Annotated in this window: 22 protein-coding genes and 1 pseudogene; 4 read left to right on the plus strand and 19 right to left on the minus strand. The window is 36.1% G+C overall.

Annotated elements, in window-relative coordinates:
- Nucleotides 1-58: 58 nt before the first annotated feature.
- Entirely contained in the window at nt 59-367 is a 309-nt protein-coding gene (locus D9782_RS01365; RefSeq protein ID WP_121603870.1) for a PTS sugar transporter subunit IIA, read from the minus strand.
- Nucleotides 368-773: 406 nt separating this feature from the next.
- On the opposite strand from D9782_RS01365, the gene D9782_RS01370 reads away from it, so the two are divergent.
- The 3 genes from D9782_RS01370 (at nt 774) to D9782_RS01375 (ending at nt 2,716) form a co-directional block, all read left to right on the plus strand.
- On the plus strand, nt 774-1,382 hold the full coding sequence (locus D9782_RS01370) for a winged helix-turn-helix domain-containing protein (protein ID WP_121603871.1): 609 nt from the start codon (nt 774-776) through the stop codon (nt 1,380-1,382).
- A 134-nt stretch (nt 1,383-1,516) separates the two neighbouring features.
- Complete coding sequence (locus tag D9782_RS23410; RefSeq protein ID WP_240455785.1) at nt 1,517-1,732, plus strand: hypothetical protein; 216 nt, start codon at nt 1,517-1,519, stop codon at nt 1,730-1,732.
- Nucleotides 1,733-1,777: 45 nt separating this feature from the next.
- Nucleotides 1,778-2,716: an MFS transporter gene (locus D9782_RS01375; RefSeq protein ID WP_240455786.1), complete on the plus strand. Its 939-nt coding sequence runs from the start codon at nt 1,778-1,780 to the stop codon at nt 2,714-2,716.
- Between the two features lie 167 nt (nt 2,717-2,883).
- Here the strand turns inward: D9782_RS01375 and D9782_RS01380 are convergent, their stop codons facing one another.
- From D9782_RS01380 to D9782_RS23415, 12 genes and pseudogenes are all read right to left on the minus strand, one after another.
- Nucleotides 2,884-3,252, minus strand: a complete 369-nt coding sequence (locus D9782_RS01380; protein WP_026679665.1) for a hypothetical protein — start codon at nt 3,250-3,252, stop codon at nt 2,884-2,886.
- A gap of 90 nt (nt 3,253-3,342) precedes the next feature.
- Nucleotides 3,343-3,615, minus strand: a complete 273-nt coding sequence (locus D9782_RS01385) for a hypothetical protein (RefSeq protein ID WP_026679666.1) — start codon at nt 3,613-3,615, stop codon at nt 3,343-3,345.
- Between the two features lie 176 nt (nt 3,616-3,791).
- The gene (locus D9782_RS01390) at nt 3,792-4,376 is read right to left on the minus strand and encodes a GNAT family N-acetyltransferase (RefSeq protein ID WP_121603872.1); all 585 of its coding nucleotides are present in this window, start codon (nt 4,374-4,376) and stop codon (nt 3,792-3,794) included.
- Nucleotides 4,377-5,032: 656 nt separating this feature from the next.
- A complete protein-coding gene (locus D9782_RS01395) occupies nt 5,033-5,395 on the minus strand; it encodes a hypothetical protein (RefSeq protein WP_121603873.1) in 363 nt (120 codons plus the stop codon).
- A gap of 281 nt (nt 5,396-5,676) precedes the next feature.
- Complete coding sequence (locus tag D9782_RS01400) at nt 5,677-6,447, minus strand: hypothetical protein (protein WP_200862536.1); 771 nt, start codon at nt 6,445-6,447, stop codon at nt 5,677-5,679.
- Nucleotides 6,448-6,852: 405 nt separating this feature from the next.
- Nucleotides 6,853-8,139: an IS110 family RNA-guided transposase gene (locus D9782_RS01405; RefSeq protein WP_121603874.1), complete on the minus strand. Its 1,287-nt coding sequence runs from the start codon at nt 8,137-8,139 to the stop codon at nt 6,853-6,855.
- Nucleotides 8,140-8,748: 609 nt separating this feature from the next.
- Nucleotides 8,749-9,075: a nucleoside triphosphate pyrophosphohydrolase gene (locus D9782_RS01410; protein WP_026679669.1), complete on the minus strand. Its 327-nt coding sequence runs from the start codon at nt 9,073-9,075 to the stop codon at nt 8,749-8,751.
- Between the two features lie 152 nt (nt 9,076-9,227).
- Complete coding sequence (locus D9782_RS01415; RefSeq protein ID WP_121603875.1) at nt 9,228-10,133, minus strand: aminoglycoside phosphotransferase family protein; 906 nt, start codon at nt 10,131-10,133, stop codon at nt 9,228-9,230.
- A gap of 103 nt (nt 10,134-10,236) precedes the next feature.
- Entirely contained in the window at nt 10,237-10,530 is a 294-nt protein-coding gene (locus D9782_RS01420) for a hypothetical protein (protein WP_026680041.1), read from the minus strand.
- 35 nt (nt 10,531-10,565) lie between these two features.
- Nucleotides 10,566-11,099, minus strand: a complete 534-nt coding sequence (locus D9782_RS01425) for a cysteine hydrolase family protein (RefSeq protein ID WP_121603876.1) — start codon at nt 11,097-11,099, stop codon at nt 10,566-10,568.
- 387 nt (nt 11,100-11,486) lie between these two features.
- A complete protein-coding gene (locus D9782_RS23910) occupies nt 11,487-11,777 on the minus strand; it encodes a DinB family protein (RefSeq protein ID WP_371413982.1) in 291 nt (96 codons plus the stop codon).
- A gap of 72 nt (nt 11,778-11,849) precedes the next feature.
- Nucleotides 11,850-12,172, minus strand: a pseudogene (locus tag D9782_RS23415) (HIT family hydrolase).
- A 345-nt stretch (nt 12,173-12,517) separates the two neighbouring features.
- Between D9782_RS23415 and D9782_RS01440 the strand changes: the two are divergent.
- Entirely contained in the window at nt 12,518-12,970 is a 453-nt protein-coding gene (locus D9782_RS01440; protein ID WP_026680039.1) for a DUF3888 domain-containing protein, read from the plus strand.
- A 118-nt stretch (nt 12,971-13,088) separates the two neighbouring features.
- On the opposite strand, the gene D9782_RS01445 is transcribed toward D9782_RS01440, so the two are convergent.
- The 6 genes from D9782_RS01445 to D9782_RS01465 form a co-directional block, all read right to left on the minus strand.
- Entirely contained in the window at nt 13,089-13,583 is a 495-nt protein-coding gene (locus D9782_RS01445; protein WP_121603877.1) for a phosphoribosylanthranilate isomerase, read from the minus strand.
- Nucleotides 13,584-13,989: 406 nt separating this feature from the next.
- Nucleotides 13,990-15,273, minus strand: coding sequence for an IS110 family RNA-guided transposase (locus D9782_RS01450; protein ID WP_121603878.1), 1,284 nt, complete (start codon nt 15,271-15,273; stop codon nt 13,990-13,992).
- Between the two features lie 229 nt (nt 15,274-15,502).
- Nucleotides 15,503-15,631 carry a hypothetical protein gene (locus tag D9782_RS23735; RefSeq protein WP_256365764.1) on the minus strand — a complete coding sequence of 43 codons (129 nt, stop codon included), beginning with the start codon at nt 15,629-15,631 and terminating at the stop codon, nt 15,503-15,505.
- Nucleotides 15,632-15,683: 52 nt separating this feature from the next.
- Entirely contained in the window at nt 15,684-16,889 is a 1,206-nt protein-coding gene (locus tag D9782_RS01455; RefSeq protein WP_121605789.1) for an MFS transporter, read from the minus strand.
- Nucleotides 16,890-17,403: 514 nt separating this feature from the next.
- Nucleotides 17,404-17,613 (minus strand): hypothetical protein, encoded by a 210-nt coding sequence (locus D9782_RS01460; RefSeq protein WP_026680037.1) that lies wholly within the window; start codon nt 17,611-17,613, stop codon nt 17,404-17,406.
- A 146-nt stretch (nt 17,614-17,759) separates the two neighbouring features.
- Entirely contained in the window at nt 17,760-19,118 is a 1,359-nt protein-coding gene (locus D9782_RS01465) for an alpha-L-fucosidase (protein ID WP_121603879.1), read from the minus strand.
- Nucleotides 19,119-19,370 lie beyond the last annotated feature (252 nt).

The raw sequence follows: 19,370 nt of genomic DNA on the forward strand, positions 1-19,370 counted from the left end.
ACTCCTTTATAATATTTAATGGTTATAAGCACTCTTACATCATTCTTGTTTCAAATACCTATAGAGCTTTATTTTGCTGTATTGCAATAATTTCTGTTGCCAAGTCTTTTGCCAGCATTGCTGTCATTAAGTGATCCTGTGCATGAACGAATGTAATAGAAAGTTCCATACTTTTTCCATTTGCCTCTTCATGTAGTAATGATGTTTGAATTTTGTGTGCCTGAAGAAGCTGATTATCAGCTTCTTTTAATAATTTTTCAGATTCACCAAAATTTCCTTTTCGAGCATTTTTTAATGCACCCATCGTATAAGAGCGTGCATCACCACTATGCATAATAATTTTAAAACCGCTTTCATTCACATCCATAATCTCACCTCCTAGGCATAATAGTAGCACAAATAAATATTTTTGAATATAATTATTCACCATTTTTAAAATTATGGAGAATTTAATTGGTTTTGCTAAAAATATTCGATAATTAAAAAATCAATAGTAAGAAAAGAATAGGCTTCAATTCTTTTATGTGAGTGGTACTTGTTCCATGCTTCAGACAACAACATTTTTTTCACGCTCCCATACTATGAATCAATTAACTTGATTGCAATATGGTCTGCTTAAACATCCTTTATTCAACAATCGAAATGTATAATAAAATATATCCCTAGATTAATGGTAGTGAGACTTCACATGTAACTAGATACAATTTGACAACTAATAATTCATTTGCTAATCTATGGTTAAATTTATTTTACCGAGTAAATGGAGTGAACATATGAAGGATATAAAGTTGTTAACAACCCATGAACAATTGAAAGCACTGAGTGATCCTTTTAAATGTGAATTGTTATTACGCTTGATGGAAAATCCGCAGACTGGCCAACAGCTTTCCGAGATATTTGAACTATCCCGGGCTAGAATTCATTATCATTTAAAAGAATTAGAGAAAAATGACCTCGTGGCGGTCGTTCGAAAAGAAGAAAAAAACGGGATCTTGCAAAAATTTTACCAAGCGACTGCAGGTGGTTTTGTACCTGATCGTACCCTTCTTCCATACTCAAATATGACTGAAACTGTCCGGCAAATGATGATAAGTATGTTAGATCAGTCAAAGAGAAGAATACTCGCTGCGGCAGAAGAATCATTGCAAGATGATTCTGGGTCCAAAGATCCTTCTGAATGGAAATATCGGTCTAGCGCCTATGAAATCCATGCCACAGAGCAGGATTTCATGGCTTGGCAAAAGAAATTATCCGCTTTAATGGAAGAGCTTGCAGCGATTCAACGACCGAAACCTTCTCCTGATGCTAAATTATATTATTTCCATATTCTAGGTCTGGAAATAGAAGAAGAAAGTTTTGAAAAAAAGGAAAAAGAGTCCTAAACTCTAGGTTTTGGCTCTTTTTTTAGAACCTATTGTTAATTTTTTTTTACCGTATAAAAATAAATTACTGAGGTGAGAAAATGGAACAAACTAAAGCGATTAGGGAAAAAAGGAACATTTCTTTATTTAGGTCAGTGTCTTTTGTAGTATTATGGATTGCGACGGTTATATCCAGTTTAAGTCTATCTATGTTTATGTTTATCCAAACATGGTATGTAGTGGATGGACAAAAAATGGAAGCAAGTCTGGGTATTGTAATGATTTGTTTAACAGTTTCGAGAATGTTATCCATGATTATCGGCGGAGTTCTAGCAGGTAAAAGCAATCAAACAAGAATTATGTTCTTATAGGATTCTTCTAGAGCGATCCTATTGTTGGGATTAGCTATTGCCTTTATGTTTATTATGGAAGTTCCTATATGGATTTTAGCCATAAATGCTGCTTTTTTTGGTATGTTTGGAGGTTTATTCGAACCCGCAAGAGATTCCCTTTTACCAAAAATTATCCAAACTGAACAGCTCACACGTGCCAACTCGTTAATTCAAGGAGCTATCCAAGTAGCTCTCTTTTCAGGGCCTCTTCTCGCTGGATTGCTTATAAGTATTATTAATTATCATATATTGCTAATCTTCATAAGTTTGTTACTGGGTATTGCAGGCCTAGGCGTTCTTTTTATTAGGGTAACTCATGGGACTTCTATGGTAAAAGAGCAGAAAGATATTTCTTTTATCAAACAACTGAAAGAAGGATTTGTGTATACTTGGGAAAAACCATTGTTGCGAGCATTATTTACTATTACAGTTATTACAAATCTATTTATATCAGGTCCACTAATGATGGGGCTGCCCGTTTTTGTTGAAGGTGTGTTGAAGGGAAATTCCTTAGACTATAGCTTCGTTCAAGGGGGATTTACCTTCGGGATGATTGCTGGCTCGATTATTATTAGTATCATTAATATAAATAGAAACAGAGGAGCATATGCTTTATATTTAATTGCTTTTCAAGGGCTGGGAATGCTTCTATTCAGTCAGGTACAAATCATTGAGATTGCCATTCCAGTCATCATTTTAATTGGTATGCTTAACCCCGCAATTAATATTCCGTTAATTTCTATGGTTCAAACATATACAGATAGAAATAAGATAGGAAGAGTAATGAGCTTAATTCGTACAGGGTCTTTAGGGCTTATTCCCCTTTCCTATGCAATTACCTCATTTTTACTAGGTATAGGCATCAAGATTAACATAATAATGGCATGGAGTTCCCTACCATTACTGGTTAGTGTTGTGATATTATTTGTAAGATTTCCTATTATAAGAAAAGCAGACGGATAAGCCTAGTGTAGTGGTTGCATCAATTTAATTAATTTTTGTTTTTTACAAGTGTATAAGCCAAAATTTTGGTTTAAATAAAAAAATATTTTGGCTTATTAAATTTTTCGGAAAAGCGGACCAGAAAGCAAACGTGAGTGATTTCCTATTATGGAAGTGTGCCCGTTTGTCTAAGAGTAAATTATTGTGTACCATCTCGTGTAATATTGATAAGCAATGCTTTGAGTTGTATTCCCTTTTTCAAATTTCAGAGCATTACCAATCTCATCTCTTCCTACAAAACGCCACCCCTCCTTTTCCATCATTTTAATGTATGGCTCCATTTCTCCTCGTTTTACCAAATATCCGTAAATCCCGCCTATCTCTTCTGCTCCTTTTATTTCGGCAATTTCTCTATCTTGAAAAATCATTTTTGACATAGCTAATGCCATCGGAACTGGGTTTCCTTCTTGGAAAATTACATCCTTTTTTAAGGTTAAAAATATAGCTAAAATACTTATTACTCCCATTGTAATTATAAAAGTTTTAGATTTTAACACTCTTTCCATTCAATTACATCCATTTCTCAATTAAGATTCCAGCATACAATTTCGTTAAAGCACCCGTTACTTGAATAATTATATTCAAGTTTATTTTTCTTTTATAAAATAAAACCCTTCTCCATTTTTTTGCGGTACAAATCCTGATAAAGCTGATGAATTCTCTACACTATTTTGTTCTTCTGCGGTTATGACTGTTTTAATGTCCTTACCTTCACGTGCTTCTTGTTCCTCTACTGTTACAACTTTAATTTTATCTCCATCACTAACATCAACTTGCCCTTTTGCTAATACATCTGTAAATCCAGTTGATAGTACAAGAACTCCTATAAAACCAAAAATCAAACCCGATTTCCTTTTCATAAAATCTCCCTCCGTTTTTTAACAAATTATTTTTACATTAATGCTACGTTAACCTAATTACAATTATTTCAAGTCTCTGTTATTTTCACAAGATGTGTTGTTTAATTATCTGGCCGAATTCTAGCACAACTTTGTTCCGTTATTGCGCCCGATTGCTAAAGATCGGTCTCAGATTATTATAGAAACTGACCATCTGGAAAATCAAGATTAATAGTAGTATGACGCAAGATCGATTCATAAGCCTTGGCTTTTTCAGAAAACAGACGCATCAGAACAACAACGTCTAAGGTTTCGCTAGATAAAGCCCCCTCACCTCGGCTACCAATGAGCACCACATCTGGTACAACAAGCCAAGCACCGGCACGATTATAGAAAGAAGCTAAAGATGGTTTACACGTGAATATGCCAAAATCTATGTCTCTTTGTTTTTCAATCCATTGAGTAGCGGCAGCGACTGTACGTAAACCTAACCCTTGACCATGATACTTGGGATGAGTAGCCACACAACTAAGTCCAGCAATATTGAATGTTTGTCCATCGTGCTTGATAGTCTTATGCACTACACCTGCATAGCTGACCAACTTCCCATCTATGTAGGAATAAACTGAGCGTGCATTAAGTTCTTTATCGTGAGCTTTCGGAATCGTTGCTCCCGGCATCGGACAAGCATCTGGCCAAACCTGATGTAGCATTACGGCAATCTCACTTTGTAATGTATCAGGTGCTTGATTATAATAGATTGATTGGACGATAGTTGTCATTGATTTATTCCCCCACCTTCTACTATGTAATGTTACGCATTGTGTTTATTTACCTTCAATACAATCATTTTCCCTAAAGTATTATAATTCTACTTTAACTTTATTCATTCTTAATACTCACAGTCCTAAAACTCGTTACCCATAATTTAACACAATTAATTTTTTAACTATCGCATCTCAGTAGGTCTTCTTCAATTATCTGGCCTAATTCTTGAACACTACTTATTAAACAACTGCGCCCAATAGTTGAAGATGATTTAAATTTTATGAACTACCTTCCCACGAAGAATATATGGAATAATGGATTCACTATTTATAAAATTTTTTTCTTCAGTTACTGCAAAGACTCCCTCTAGTCCACTCTCTTCAAAATCATTTCTTCCCTCCTTTTTATCTTTCTATAAATTAACTAGACACCAATAACCTATTTTCCCGCTTGTTAAATTCAAAGTATTCAATGCTCCACACATAAATTGTATCAAATTTTTTCCAAGTCGCCATCCATCTTTTTCTTGGTTACGTCAAAAGAAAATCCTGCAAGCATAAAAAAATACCGGCACGATAACGTACCGGCTACACCACTTAATTGAACAAAGTTAATAATTAGGGCTCATTCATTTTATTCCACAATTGCGCCCGATAGTTGAATAACCCAACTACCATCTTTCTTTTATTTCTTTTATTACAACTTCTGGATTACCCCAATGTAACATATGAGAAACATTAGGAACTAACTTTACAGTTGCTCCTGTTTTTTGTTCTAATATGCCTGAAGTTAAATCCCTGTACGCATCTTGTGACTTAGGAAGGGTTGCACGGAGTAATAAGATATTTAAGTTATTAGGGAGGTTTTCATAAATATCCTCCGTTTCATCTTTGTGCATACCTCTAATAATGTTACCAGCCGTTTTTCCCCTTGCGTGCCAATAATACCTTCCATCCTTAACAAGGGATAAATCCTTCGCCGCAGTCATTAATAGTGGTGTTCTTCTGGAGTCACCAAAGACAGCCACATCCAAAAACTTTTCCCAAGTCTCTACATACTCTTCAAAATCCTTTTCGTAATACTCAATCTCTTCTTCTATTATAGTAAGAAGAGAATAACCTTCAATTATTTTATCTGATTGGTACTTTTCCTACGCTTCCGACAACAACATGTTTTCACACTCCCATACTATGAATCAATTAATTTGATTTCAGTATGGTCTTATTACTCAACCTTTATTTAACAATCGAAATGTATTAGTATAAAGATAAGGCGCTTATCCTTATGCGGTATAATCGCCATTTAATGGCATAACTAATATTTCAATTTAGCCATAGCCTTGTAAATTTCCAATGCCTCAATAAGGAATTGCTTATTATATCCTGTTTTAAGTTTTATTTTTTCTGACCATTCATCTACTGTATTTAGCGATTGTTCATTAATTAACCCTTCACTGGTACTTAGAAAACTCTTCCAATCATAAAATTCCCAGTGAGCAATATCATTTTTGTAGGGTGTTCTACACTCCAAAAGGGGTTTTGGTTTAATTAAATTCTGCGAGTATTCGGCGGCCTTAAAAAAGTCGTCCTTATTAATTGGTTCCGGATCATAAAATTGTCGTGATACTTTTCCATTTGGTCTATGATATGTTACTTCAATCATGTTTCCTACAGATTTCACTTGAATTTGCGCAGCAGGAAAAAATCCATCCAATTTTTCATATGTAAAGTCTTCACTCATAGAATCTATCAAAATTGGATTTAACCATTGATCGCCTAAATCACAGAGAAAACGGTTACCATTTTCATCTAATGCCACTATTGCAACATGTGCATCAATTGTATTTAAATCATGACCAATTGGGAATGCTTTCACACCATTTTTTTCAAATTCATCAAGTAACCAGATTGCAAGGTCATAACAATTTCCTGTAATACCATATTGGCTTTTATGCTCTTTCATTAGGGAGACATCTCTTTGTCTCCCATTACTTGCTTTATCATAAAACCATGCTTTCGTTAATGTATCCATTGGAAACCCATCGAATTTTCTCCAACAAGATAATATGCTATCCGGCGCTAACATAATCCCCCTCCCTCTATAAATTAAAATTATCTCAGAATTACTCCGTTTTTCTCCCGTTTACTTTATATCATTCAAAGAGAATGGGGGTTGATCGTTCCTTCATCTGTAAATAAATGATATTTATGGAAATAAGGGATGGCACCAACTAAACATCCATGGATTTTTTCCATTAAATGGTTTGCGTTCGTATGATCGCACCTTGGATCTCCACGTTACGCATGGCGGTGGACCCTCCCATGTCTCTCGGCGTCAATGCGCGCAAATTCCTTCGTTCAACCTGACCATGGTGGATGCCGGAAATGCTCCTAAAGCGGGTCAAAGCCCTAACGGTGAAAATATCGACCGGCTTCTCCGTGCTTCGAATGTTCAAACAATGGGTCTCAAAACGAAATAGATCTTTTTTGTTTAGGCAGTTTCCTGTAATTCTGAAACACCGGGGATATCCCGGATCATGCGTTCTTCACTGAAGGTACACTTGCGTGTCCCTAATACATAAAAGATTTTCACAAGTTTACGACTTAGCGCGATAAACGATTGCTTCCCAGTTAAGGGATTGATGGATCGATGACGGTAATGGTCATGAAGCTTTCGGAAAGCTTCATTATGAAACGAGAGGGGGCGTGCCACCTGATACAGGAGCTTTCTCAGCCTTTTGCGTCCTCGTTTCGTAATGGTTGTCTGCCCCTTGAATTTCCCGGATTGATTCATCATCAGATTGAGTCCCGCTAATTTGATAATTTGGCGTGGATCTCTGTAATTCGATAGATCACCGACTTCCGCAAAGAAACCGGCCACTGTCATGGTACTGACACCTTTGATGGCTATCATCTGCTCCGCCCCAGGAACCAGAAGAACGAGTTCTTCGAGTTGTGCTTCAAGAGCGACGAGTCGTTCTTCTAGGGCCTTGTATTGGTCAATAAGATAACGGAATTCTTCGCGTGCCATGCTTAAACCGACCGTCAGGCCGATACTATCTTCGGCTGCCTGTTTTAATGCCTGGATACGTTTCATCCCCACTGCACGTTGGGCAGCGTTTTTCACTTCGGCCATCAAGTCTTCTTCCGAAGCCTGTCGGATATCATCAGGAAGATACCCCTTTTCCAGTAGGTGGAGTGCTGCTTTCCCGGTCCAGTCTTTGAAGACATCTAGGAACTCCGGAAAATAGCGATCCAGCGCATTATGCATCTGTGCTTTGATGGAAGACAAGTCCTCTTGGATGATGTCATGTAGTTTCATGCCTTCCCTCAATTCGGCATAGACATCCTCGGGTAGTGTGGGTTCATGAAAACGCCCGTCTTTAATGATTTGAGCGATGACTTTGGCATCCTTCGTATCATTTTTGGTCGGGGAGTCATCGTCCATTTCCTTGAACCGTTTTACCTTCATCGGATTAACACCTACCGTATGGATCCCTTCTGCTTTCAAATAATAAGCCAAGTTCAGCCCATAATGACCGGTTGGCTCCATGCCGATGATGATGTCCGGACGTTTATGTTCATTCGCCAGCTCTCTCGCCCAGGTGAGAAGCGTAAAAAAACCTTGATGAGAGTTAGTAAACACTAACCTTTTGGCTAGGTCTCTGCCCCGATCATCAATCACCCGTGCTACATGTTTCTTTTTGGCCACGTCGACACCAATGATCAGTGTGTTTTCGTTGATTTGCGCTATGCGCATATTTTGTGTAAAATCCATAGTAGAAGTCCTCCTTCGGTACTTAATTCGAGGTCATCGTGATGACACTCTCTATCGTACCAAGAGGGCTTTTTTTATGCATCCGGACTCTGCTTCGATATCCCCTCAAATTTCTCCCTTACAGGAATGCTCCTAATCCCTTTTCTATTCAGCATTTACGATTATTCAATTAAATGGCTCTAATCCGTAATAAGGGCGCTGGTTCTTGTTCTGGAATTGCGCCCGTTTGATAAAGATTGTATTTATGGAATAGTTTTAACTATCAATTGAGAACTAAATAATAAAGACAAAAGAAGATAAGTACTAGAACGCTTATCGATTTTTTGTTTGCCTTAATAAAAGGTAAATAAGAGAAATACAAAACATGAATGTAAAAGTATTTAACCAATCTAAACTATCATTAGTTAGGTATTTAAACAGCATGACAGCGAAATAAAATATAACGAACAGACATGCATATGTAACCAGAAAATTTGCTTTATCTTTTTTTGGGACATGAATTCCACCTCTTGATTAGTAATCCTCCACAAAATGGCATTTAAAATGTAAAGTTAAGAGCAGGCTCTTATTCAAGAATGGCGCCCGTTTGCTTAATAAATTAATGTTAAATTAGTTATCATCGACTTCAATTAGGTAAACCTTTTCCTTAAAACCACCCCGTTCAACAAATTTCTTTTTTCTTGCTGCTTCTATGTCTTTAAATCCTTCCCCATGAATTGTTGATAAGGAATGTATAATTTCCAGAACATCAGAGAGTTCTTCAACTGCTTCTACATCGTTTTCTGCTTGTAAGTACTCATTTACTTCTTCTTTCAATTTTGTTTTTAATTCCTGAAAATACGTTGATTTATCAAGCATTTTAACCTTGCATGTTTCTCCATTTCTTTCGATTAACTCTGGGATTTTGTCCCGAACAAGTTTATTATAAGCTGGCATTATCCACTTCTCCTATTTCTCTTTATTCTACTAACAATACGTTTTGGCTAATCTGTTTTTACCCACAATTCTTTAACAAATTGGCATAAAGTAAAAATGGCGGCTGCCTCTTATTCCATTCTCGCCCGATTGGTGAATATCATTAAAAATCTTTAAGACACACAATAGTCTTCTAAATACCAAGATGGTATCGGGTTATTCATACCATCAAACCAAGTCAGAACTTCTGCTGCCTGTTCTTGCATAACGCTAATTTGATCTGCACCAAAAGGGATTGCCCAGTATATTGAAGATAATGTATTGCTGCTTATATAGAAAGCCAAAAGTCTAAAAAACTGAACGGGAGGTCTTCCATTAAAATAACCGTTAAGTTGTCCTGTGGCGAAGTACGGGCTGGCAGCAGCACTCCATACAATGCGATTAAATTCTTCCCATGGATCACCGTAGTCATTACGGTTGAAATCAATTATACTCAACTCTCCTTCTGACGAAATAACCATATTCCCAACATGATAATCACCGTGTTGAAAACATTGCGGTCTTTCCTCAAGAAGATATCTGTTCGCCTCAATGTAGTCTAATATATTATTGTCTCCATTTATTTTTATGCCACATTGATTGTATTTTTTTATTTTATTGTCTGTTTTACGATTAAAACGAGTTGCCCAATGTTCTTGTTCATTTGGCGCTGGTATACTGTGTATCTTCCTCAATATCTGTCCTGATTTTATACCTATTGCATATTGCTCAATATTGGCAAGCTTGGGTAATACAATTTCAGCATCTTCACCGTCACACCATTTAAAAAGTGAATACACACTTTTTCCATTGTCACAAATACCAAATTCAATAGGATACGACATAGATAGATTATATTCTGCTATTCTTTTCATCATTTCGAATTCATGTTTCTTTGTATCATATGCTGAAATATCAGTTGTACGGAGTAGCAATTTTTCATTTTCCATCGTTTCAATATAGTATTTTTTGTCACTGGACCAACCTTTGTTTACAGGTTTGATTTTCTTAAACGTTGAGTAACTTTTTATATCGAACACGTTTTTACCTCCTTACCAATACTTGCAATCAGAATGCTGAAAAACAGGAATAGTAAACAATAGTGTGCGCATTTCTTATTCCGCGAAAGCACCCGATTAATGATTAGAAATTAAACAATCCTTGCTCTTTCCATTGGTCAAAGTACTTTTGATAGCCCATATCCTTAGCAGTCATAGTATATTGCACTCCATCCAATTTAAAAGTATGAGAGCCAGACAAGGCTTTATATGTCGGATTTTCTTTTACATCTTGGAAAAGGGATTCGAATGTAGTAATATCAACTTCTGATGAGCCATTTTTCCTTGTTTCAAGAAGAATAAACTCCTCTTCTTCTTGGAATATATCTCTTGTGAAAATTAAACCTGCTTTTTTCAATGATGAGTATAATTGGTTCATATCAATCCCCATTCTCTCTAAAAATTCAATATCAACTAAATGGCCCGTTTGAATTTAATCTCACTACTAGGATAAACATCTGCAAACCAATTTAAGGCTCTGTTATGATGGTTTATAATTTGTTGTGCAGTAATTTCACTAGAAGTCCAGGTACTATGTGTATCTGAAACTAAAGTCACCTTATATCCCATACTAAAAGCTCTCCTACATGTTGTATCTACACAAAGTTCCGTTTGAATCCCTGCAATGTATAAATGTTCAATCCCCTGCTTTTTCAACTTTTCATCCAAAGATGTATTAAAAAATGAATCTGGAGTTGCTTTTTGTATTACTATATCTTCATTTTCTGGAGCTATCTCAGAATGAATTTCCCACCCCTTTGTTCCAAATTCTAAAGGTTTTCCAACAGGTGCATTATGCTGAATATAAAAAACTGGTGTCTTTGTTAATCGTGCTTTTTTTAATAAATCATTTAAGTTTTTTATTAACCTATCACCATTAAAGACAACATTTTCTTCTTGAAACATTCCATTTTGAACATCAATAATTAGTAATACCTTTTTTGTCATATCCATACCTCCCTTTAGGAATCTATGTTCCAAATTCATCATAAATCTCACAATATCCTATTCCACAAAATGGCCAATTTCTAGCACAACTTTGTTCCGTTATTGCGCACTTTTCTGGAACAACTCTTTTATTTAACTAACATCTTTCTAATAATTCGTATTTGACCTCTGTGATTAATTTCATCTTCAAATACGTGAAACCATATAAAATAGTTATTAGATGGATTGCTATCCCATAATCTATTTTCGTACAACCAATCATCATTCCGTTTGGAAAATTCTTTTAAAGTTCCTTTTCGTACCTTAGTAAGTTTATCAATGTAGAAATCTAAACGATTTCCCTTTTATATTTTTTCTTCCTTTTTCACCTAGACTATATGCGTCTCCCTACTCAGCCGTCTCTTGCTCATTTGGACTCTTACCATCAAAAATCTCAATTTGAAATCCTTTTTCAACAGCCGCAATATGTAATAATAGTGCTCCTATGCTATTGGCATCATCATTTGGTAAGAAATCTAATTCTGAGGTCGTTAATCCTTTTACAGCCTCTAAAGTTGTTTTTCTAGCGTAATCCATCTGTGAAACCAAGTGTCCGATTTGAGGAGTAAAGTCTTTTATTTCTGATATCTTAAATTCCACTGAATAAAACTCTTTCTTATTCGTAATGACTAGAAACAAAAACTTTATTTGTTAAACGTAAGAAAGCGATCACTTTATTAAGCAATCATCCCTGTTTGATTAGTAACTGTCTCAATGGTTTCCAGAGACTATATACCAAGTAAATGTTTTGAGTCCTGATAATCTCCTATGTTAGTAATAACTCTGCAAGCTCCGCCTTCTTCTGTAACCATAGTCGCAACCTTTTTAATTACCCCCAGTAGTTCAAGTAATAATCCATTATCACTTTCTTCTAATGTAATTAGAAAAGGTATGTGTTTTTTAGCAATTGCAACAATATGTATTGGGTAAAAAGATTTTGTATGATAATAGGTTAATACATTTTCTATCTAAAACACCTTATTTACTTGGGTTTTACCACTTAATACTTCATCACAATAAAAATCCTTAGTCATAATAACCTAACTTCCTATACTGCTGTTCATTTAACTTTTCTAACTCCTTCTTTGACAATTCTACCCTTTAACTTAATATTAATATCTCAAAATTCCATAATTTACACAATAAGTTTTTCCTGAATATGTGCCTTTTCATGCAAAAAGGCACATATCCTTGCTCCGGAAATGCGCCCTTTTATGGAAGATAGCTTTAAAACAATTATGCTGCACATATATTCTAGAAAAACTTGCTCCTATTTATGAAAAATTGGTTAAACTTTTCTTTGAAACACCGTTTTTACCATCTTTTAGAGAATAGTATTACTTCATTTTGAAAATAATAACCTCAAGGAGGCTACCAATATGAAGAAATGCCTATTCATAATTGTATTATCTGCTTTTTTATTAATGGGTTACAATTCCGTTCAAGCTGAAAATTCACACAAGCACGATTCAAAAGGAATGGAACAGGTTTTTGACCATTTTATGTTAGAACAATTCAACAACAAGATTCACAATGCTTTGGGAAATTATTACAAACGGGATTCTATACATTTCCAATTTGATTGGTGGGCGAAAAACTATGATGTAGTTGAAATGCAACAAAGCGAAAAAGGACGAGAGTTAAGTCATCCATATTTAATAAAATTTACTGTAAAAACGTACTCTGAAGACGGTAAGCACTTGGGAACTGATGCGATAACTTTTGGTGTGACACCTGTCTATAAGAATATGTTAAAAGATAATAATCTAATCACGATGCAAGTTGAACAATTAAACTTGGAACACCAAAAACCTACAACTCCAAGGAAATAATTAAAGGCACCAAAATTGGTGCTTTTTTCAATATATGAGAATTATTCTTCCTAACTCAACAATCTGGCCCAATTCTTGAACACTACTTATTCAATAACTGCGCCTAATGAAATAGCAGTTATGCTTTTGTTTTTAGATACTCTATTTTATGAATATCTTTATAATTATTTTTATCTGCTCGATAACTGTCTTTAGATGAAGCTTCATGTACACGTAAATATTGTTTCAGTGTTAATAAGTAAAATTTTGCGCCTGCCTTTTGATGTGTTTCTATACCCTCTAATAATACTCCTGCGAAAGATGGTAAAGTATCAATGATGCCAAACTCGACTGATAACCCACTTTTTAAAAATTCATGTTCATGTAAATCTACTAAACAATATCCAAGAGAATCCATAAGCCGTACAATACGATCCCAATCAAAAATAGCTTTTTCAGCAGGTACTTCCCAATCTCTTTTATCACCAGGTACATGAATATCTAAATCCTGAGCATCCCAGCTCTTTTCTGTAACAACTTCTAAACCAACTGACCCCATTAACAATGGTATAATTTGAATCTCATTTAATTTTCTTGTTATTCTTAAAAACTCATGAAATTTATGACTTTCCATTTCTCCTCCCTCTATATACTTTAATTATCTTCAAAATACTCTTGTTTTCTTAGAATTAATCAAGCACCATTTCATTGAATGTATTGATGGATAAAGCGTTTAATCAGAGTACAGAATATTCTAACCGGGTTTTATCCATCCTAACAGCCAAATTGTGTACATTTGGTTGAAAAGGGATATAACCATGCCCTCATTCTCCACACCGCTTATGGTCGCTCACCCTCCCATGTATCACGGGATTTTAATCCATACATTCCTTCGTCCTGCGTATCCACAAGGTGGAGGTCGGAAAAAGCTCCTATGCTGGGTCTGGTGCCCGAATGGAATAAATAATCTCCGACTCTGCATTATTGGTGTTTGTTCATTCCAAAACTTAGATGCATTTTTTCAACTACTTTGAAATAGCTTAAACTGCCTGCAATTCTTTCATTTGAGTTAAACCTTGTAATAGCTTGCTACCTTCAAATTCACATTGTTTTCTGCCAATCACAAACAGTACACGTAGTAATTTGCCGCACATTGCAATCAATGACTGTTGTTTCTTCAACGGGTTGACGGATCGGGTCGTGTAATATCTGTGCAGGGTCTTGAACGTCGAGTTACTGGCTACTAATGGCCTAACGGCCAGATATAAAGCTTTTCTCAGCTTTTTCCGCCCTCGTTTTGTTATCCTTGTTTGTCCCTTGAACTTCCCTGAACTATGTTCTCGTAACGACAAACCTGCCATATTGACCAGCTGTTGTGGATGGTCATATTTTTTGAGGTCTCCGACCTCAGAGAGAAAGGTGGCTATGGTGATTGGCCCCAGCCCTTTAATATTCATCATTTCCTGGGCGCCTGGAATGTCTTTCATGAGATCTGTAATTTCCATGTCCAGTTCGGTTAATTGGCTCTGATAGAGCTCGTATTGGTCTAAGAGACTGTGTATTTCTTTTCTTGCGAAACGCAATCCAACTTCAATGCCGACACTCTTCCTTGCCTTCTCAATGAACTGAGTTGCACGCTTGATTCCGACGCCTCGCTTAATTGTCGTTTTCCATTGTGCTAATACTTCCTCCGGAGTCACGCCTCGGAGGTCGGATGGAAACGGAAAGTTACGTAAGCTGAATAAAGCTGTCTTGCCTTCCCAGTCTTTGAATACATCATTAAACTCTGGGAAATATCGCTGAATATGGTTTTGAATGCGTCCTTCAATGATAATCAGCTGTTTGACGAGTTGATCTCGTAATTTGATCCCTTCCCGCAGTTCGGCATAAATGCCATCGAGAAGATTTGGTACGGAGTATCGTCCGTCTTTTATCAGCTGTGCAATGACACGCGCATCCTTGGTGTCATTTTTCGTTGGTGAGTTATCATCGAGTTCTTTGGACTTTTTCACGTGCATAGGGTTTACCAGCACAAAGTTAATATCTTTTGCTTTCAGATAATAAGCAAGGCTCAGCCAAAAGTGTCCTGTTGGCTCTGCACCGATGATTAATTCACTTTTACGGTGTTCTTTTTGAAGTCTGGAGACCCAGTTTAAAAGCTGTTCAAAGCCATGAACGCGATTGTCGAAGATCAGTCGTTTTCCAAATTCAAACCCTCGGTCATCCTGCGCACGTGCCACGTGTTTGTTTTTAGCGATGTCGATTCCTACAATTAATGTTTCTGGTGTGATTTGCGATAGTTTGTGATTTTGATTATAATTCATAGTGGGTCCTCTCCTTGGTATTTATTAATTTCGGGGTCAATGCGCATTGACACCCTGTACTATACCAAGGGGGCTCTTTTTTGTTCAACCCTCAAATTTCTTCATTACAGGAATGCTCCTATGTTATTTAACATTACCATATCTCTTTTTCATTAACCCGCTCCTATAAAATACGACTGATTTTTCAGGTAGTGGTTCTTCAATATCTGGCTCGATTCAAAAGGACGCACTATTCGATTAGCGCACCCATTTGTGGAAAGGTAAATAATGTTTTAATATTTTCATCGAGGATGAAAGTCATAATATTTTCATCGAGGATGAAAGTCATAATATTTTTAACCGTATGTCCTTCCACCATTTAGTGAAAATGTGGGTTCGCCAAAAGTACCGAACCCACATTTTAAAGAATTTTATTCGACTATATTTTGAACAAACAAATGATTATTCCTATACACGATCAAAGCAACAATAGCAAGCAATAATCCCGAAATAAGGAAAACAATCCTGACTCCGAGCAAGTCAGCTAATATCCCCATAACAAGGGATGCCACTCCGAATACACCTGTTGCAACGGCTCCCAAGGATGTGTAAACAGTGGAGAGCTTTATCTTTGGAATACTGGTTTGGATTACTGTTTGCTGTGGAATACCCTTTATTTGTCCAAATAATCCAATTCCAAATGACAGTAATAAAGCGATGGTTGGATTACTGGTTATACTGAACAATATGGTTATTAAAAAGCTAAACAAGGAACCAATAAAGATTACCTTGCCCATCTTCCTTTCCAGAACGGAAGAATTTTTTATACAATAGATACTTCCAACTATTAACCCTAAAAAGAAAGAACCATTAATAAAACCCCACCATTTTTCACCTACAAGTAATGCTTCACTAACAAACACATACAAGATGGCAGCAATCCAAACAGTTCCTGCGATGGTTTTCAATACTTCCATTAATGCTATTTTTCGTAACACAGGAGTATGAAATAAAGTGTTCCAACCCTTTTTAATTTGGTCTAATTTGCTTTCCTGTTCCACTGTTTGTTGTTCAACATTTGCCAAGAAACACAACATGATACTTGATATTGCAAATAAGAAACCAACGACCCAAACGATCTGTTGTGAATTCATCATTACTAAGAATAAACTACCCACAAACCACATAGTAGCCTGAATGAATTGCGTTACCGTTTCAGCTATTCCATTCGCTCGTACTAACTCATCCGGCTCCACATAATGTGGTATCAATGTTTGTCTAATCGGATTGGCACATCCGTCAAGAAATGCGATGACAGCGATATTGATAAACACCAGATAATAGTTCGATTCAGATATTCCAATTAACAAAAGTCCTAATACAACTATTAAGAATGTTTTTCCCAATTGTGAACCAGCCAGTAACCACTTCAAGTTCACTTTCCCAATCAATAGAGGTGTTAAAAGACTAGATACAAACATAGATGACGTAATTGTAAACGGGACAAAAGATGCCGCAGTTGCGGACCCTGTTAAAGCAAAGATCGCACTAATAATACTTACCATATAGAGAACATCACCAATATTCGCAAGTGACTGCCCCGTTAATAATAAAGGAAAATTTTTATTCAATTTTATATCCCCCAATTTAGAATAAATTTCGTATCTAAAACGGGGATTCTCAAATTGGACTGTCCATGATGTAACTCCTTTATATTTAACAGATAAACCTTGGGGATTTAGATTTATCAAAATGTATTTTAATGATCTAAAGATTGTATGAAATTTATATTATCAAATAATGCCGAATTGAACGAATGATTAATTAGAATAAATTCCATTCTAAGTATAACGGAATCTGGATTACAAATCCATACACCTTTTTAAAACAGCAGTCTTTACAAACTTCAACAATGTGATGAGATTTTCGAATAGCATGCCTGGCGTTTTTCAAACGACTTTATTGTAAATTAGACAACATTATCGTTATATAACATCACCAATGACATTTAGGAATTTACAAAGTAATGCCGAAGAAGATATTATAACTCTACACAGCATCTTCCAGAACTTAAACTAACAAAAAATTAAAAAAGACACCATATAAGTGTCTCTGAACCTTTAAGGTAGTTGCTTTTACTTTATTGCACGTTTATTTAACTTCTACATCAAATATAAAGGAAGCCTCTCCGTTTTCCCATTTTGCTTTCACTTCATAAATATATATCCCTCCTTCTTCTGGAACATTAATTTTATTATCTTTTAAAGCGACTTCTTTTGCTTCTTCATCTTCGTTCCATTCAAAGACAGCTACAGATGGGTTTTCTTTAATCATAATTTCTTTCTTATCGACAGTTAACACTCTATCTTCTTCAATGGATTCTACGAATTTATCTCAAGGCATTACTTGTTCTAATGAGAAATAAGGATCAAGTAGAAATAGATTTAACTGTAAAAAAATAGATCCCGTAGCATAACGTATGAAATCATACGTTATGCTACGGGATCTTACGTTAATCGAAACACATCTACTATACTATCCTTCTTGATAGGTAGTTTGATAACAATTCCTTTGTCATTCTGCACGAAATCAAGCTGGGATGCACGGCCTAAGTGTTCTATACGTTGTACATGCTTGTTATAGGGCAGGATAATCTCTTTTTCATGTCCGTTATCTTCATGCTTATCTAACCAAAAGCAATAAGTGGTTTCTCCTTTTTTTGTAAAAGCGAATTCGCGTGTATAATAAGGGTCACACATTCTAGTACCATAGATTGCTTCTCCATGGATATCTAACCATTCTCCAAGTTCCTCCATTCGTTTAATGGCTCCCTTAGGAAGCCGTCCATCTGGCTGTGGAGCAACATTTAACGCTAAGTTACCTCCCTTGGCAACTACTTCAATCAGTGTATAAATAATCTCCTTCGTGGATTTATACGTATCCTCATATTTAAAAGAGAAAGAAGTACCCATCGTAATACAGCTTTCCCAAGGTACATGTATGGGATTATCTGGAATGGTCTGTTCTGGAGTGATATAATTCTCAAACTTTCCTCCCATCATTCGATCGGCCGTTAACAGCCAAGGCTGAATTTTTCTTGCCTTTTCTATGACTTCATCGAGCCGAATATCCTGATTTTCATGACCAACCCATCCAGCATCTAGCCAGAGGATATCGATGTCCCCATATTTCGTCATTAATTCCATAATTTGATTGTGGTTAAATTGAACATATTTATCCCATAGCCAAGGATATTCTTTTGGGTTATATGTTGGTCCACGCCAGCTTTTACTCCCTTGCTCCATTCCCGGAGCCCAATAATAGGGAGTATGCCAATCTGCTTTTGAATAATAAGCCGCAATCCCTAATCCATTTTTACGAAATGCTTGGAATACATGCTTACAAATATCCGCATATTTATGAGTATGAAAAGGGCAATCGTCTGCCGTAATACGATAATCCGTTTCTCTTGTGTCCCACATACTAAAGCCATCATGATGTTTCGTTGTAAAAATTACATATTTAAATCCTGCTTTCTTTGCTAGATCTGCCCATACATGTGGCTGAAAACGAATTGGATTAAAGGTCCTGTTTAGGTCCATGTATTGGCGCTTTAATTCCTGACTATTCGCCTCCCAATCTATTCCTTCTCTAGACCATTCTGCATCCTCATCGCTTAATGCCCACGATTCTACAACGCCTAGTTGTGAATAAGGACCCCAATGCATCATTAATGCCAGCTTCTGATCCTTAAACCATTCTAGTCGCTCTATTAGTTGTGATTCACTTGGCTCCACCCAGTTTTTTTCTGCACTATATCTATGAACTCCTTCTGCAATCATCTGATCAGTAGATTCTTGAGTCATCGCTTTTTCCCCCCTTCAACATGCTATATTGTTAATTATCTTCAGTTTGCTTAGCTTAATAAATAGAATCAATATGTTCTTATCTTATAATTGTAATCATTCTGCTATCCAGACGTATATAAAGCATCGTTAGCCATCCACTATGTACAGTTTTTTTACAGTATGTGATTTTTGATATGCTTAACAATAGCTAATTACAGGCATTAAGTGAAACTTCCATCAGTGGGGGGCTTACTGCAAGCTATATGTAGG

Source organism: Virgibacillus sp. Bac332 (assembly GCF_003667785.1).
In the GTDB taxonomy this organism is placed as follows: Bacteria; Bacillota; Bacilli; order Bacillales; family Amphibacillaceae; genus Virgibacillus; species Virgibacillus salarius.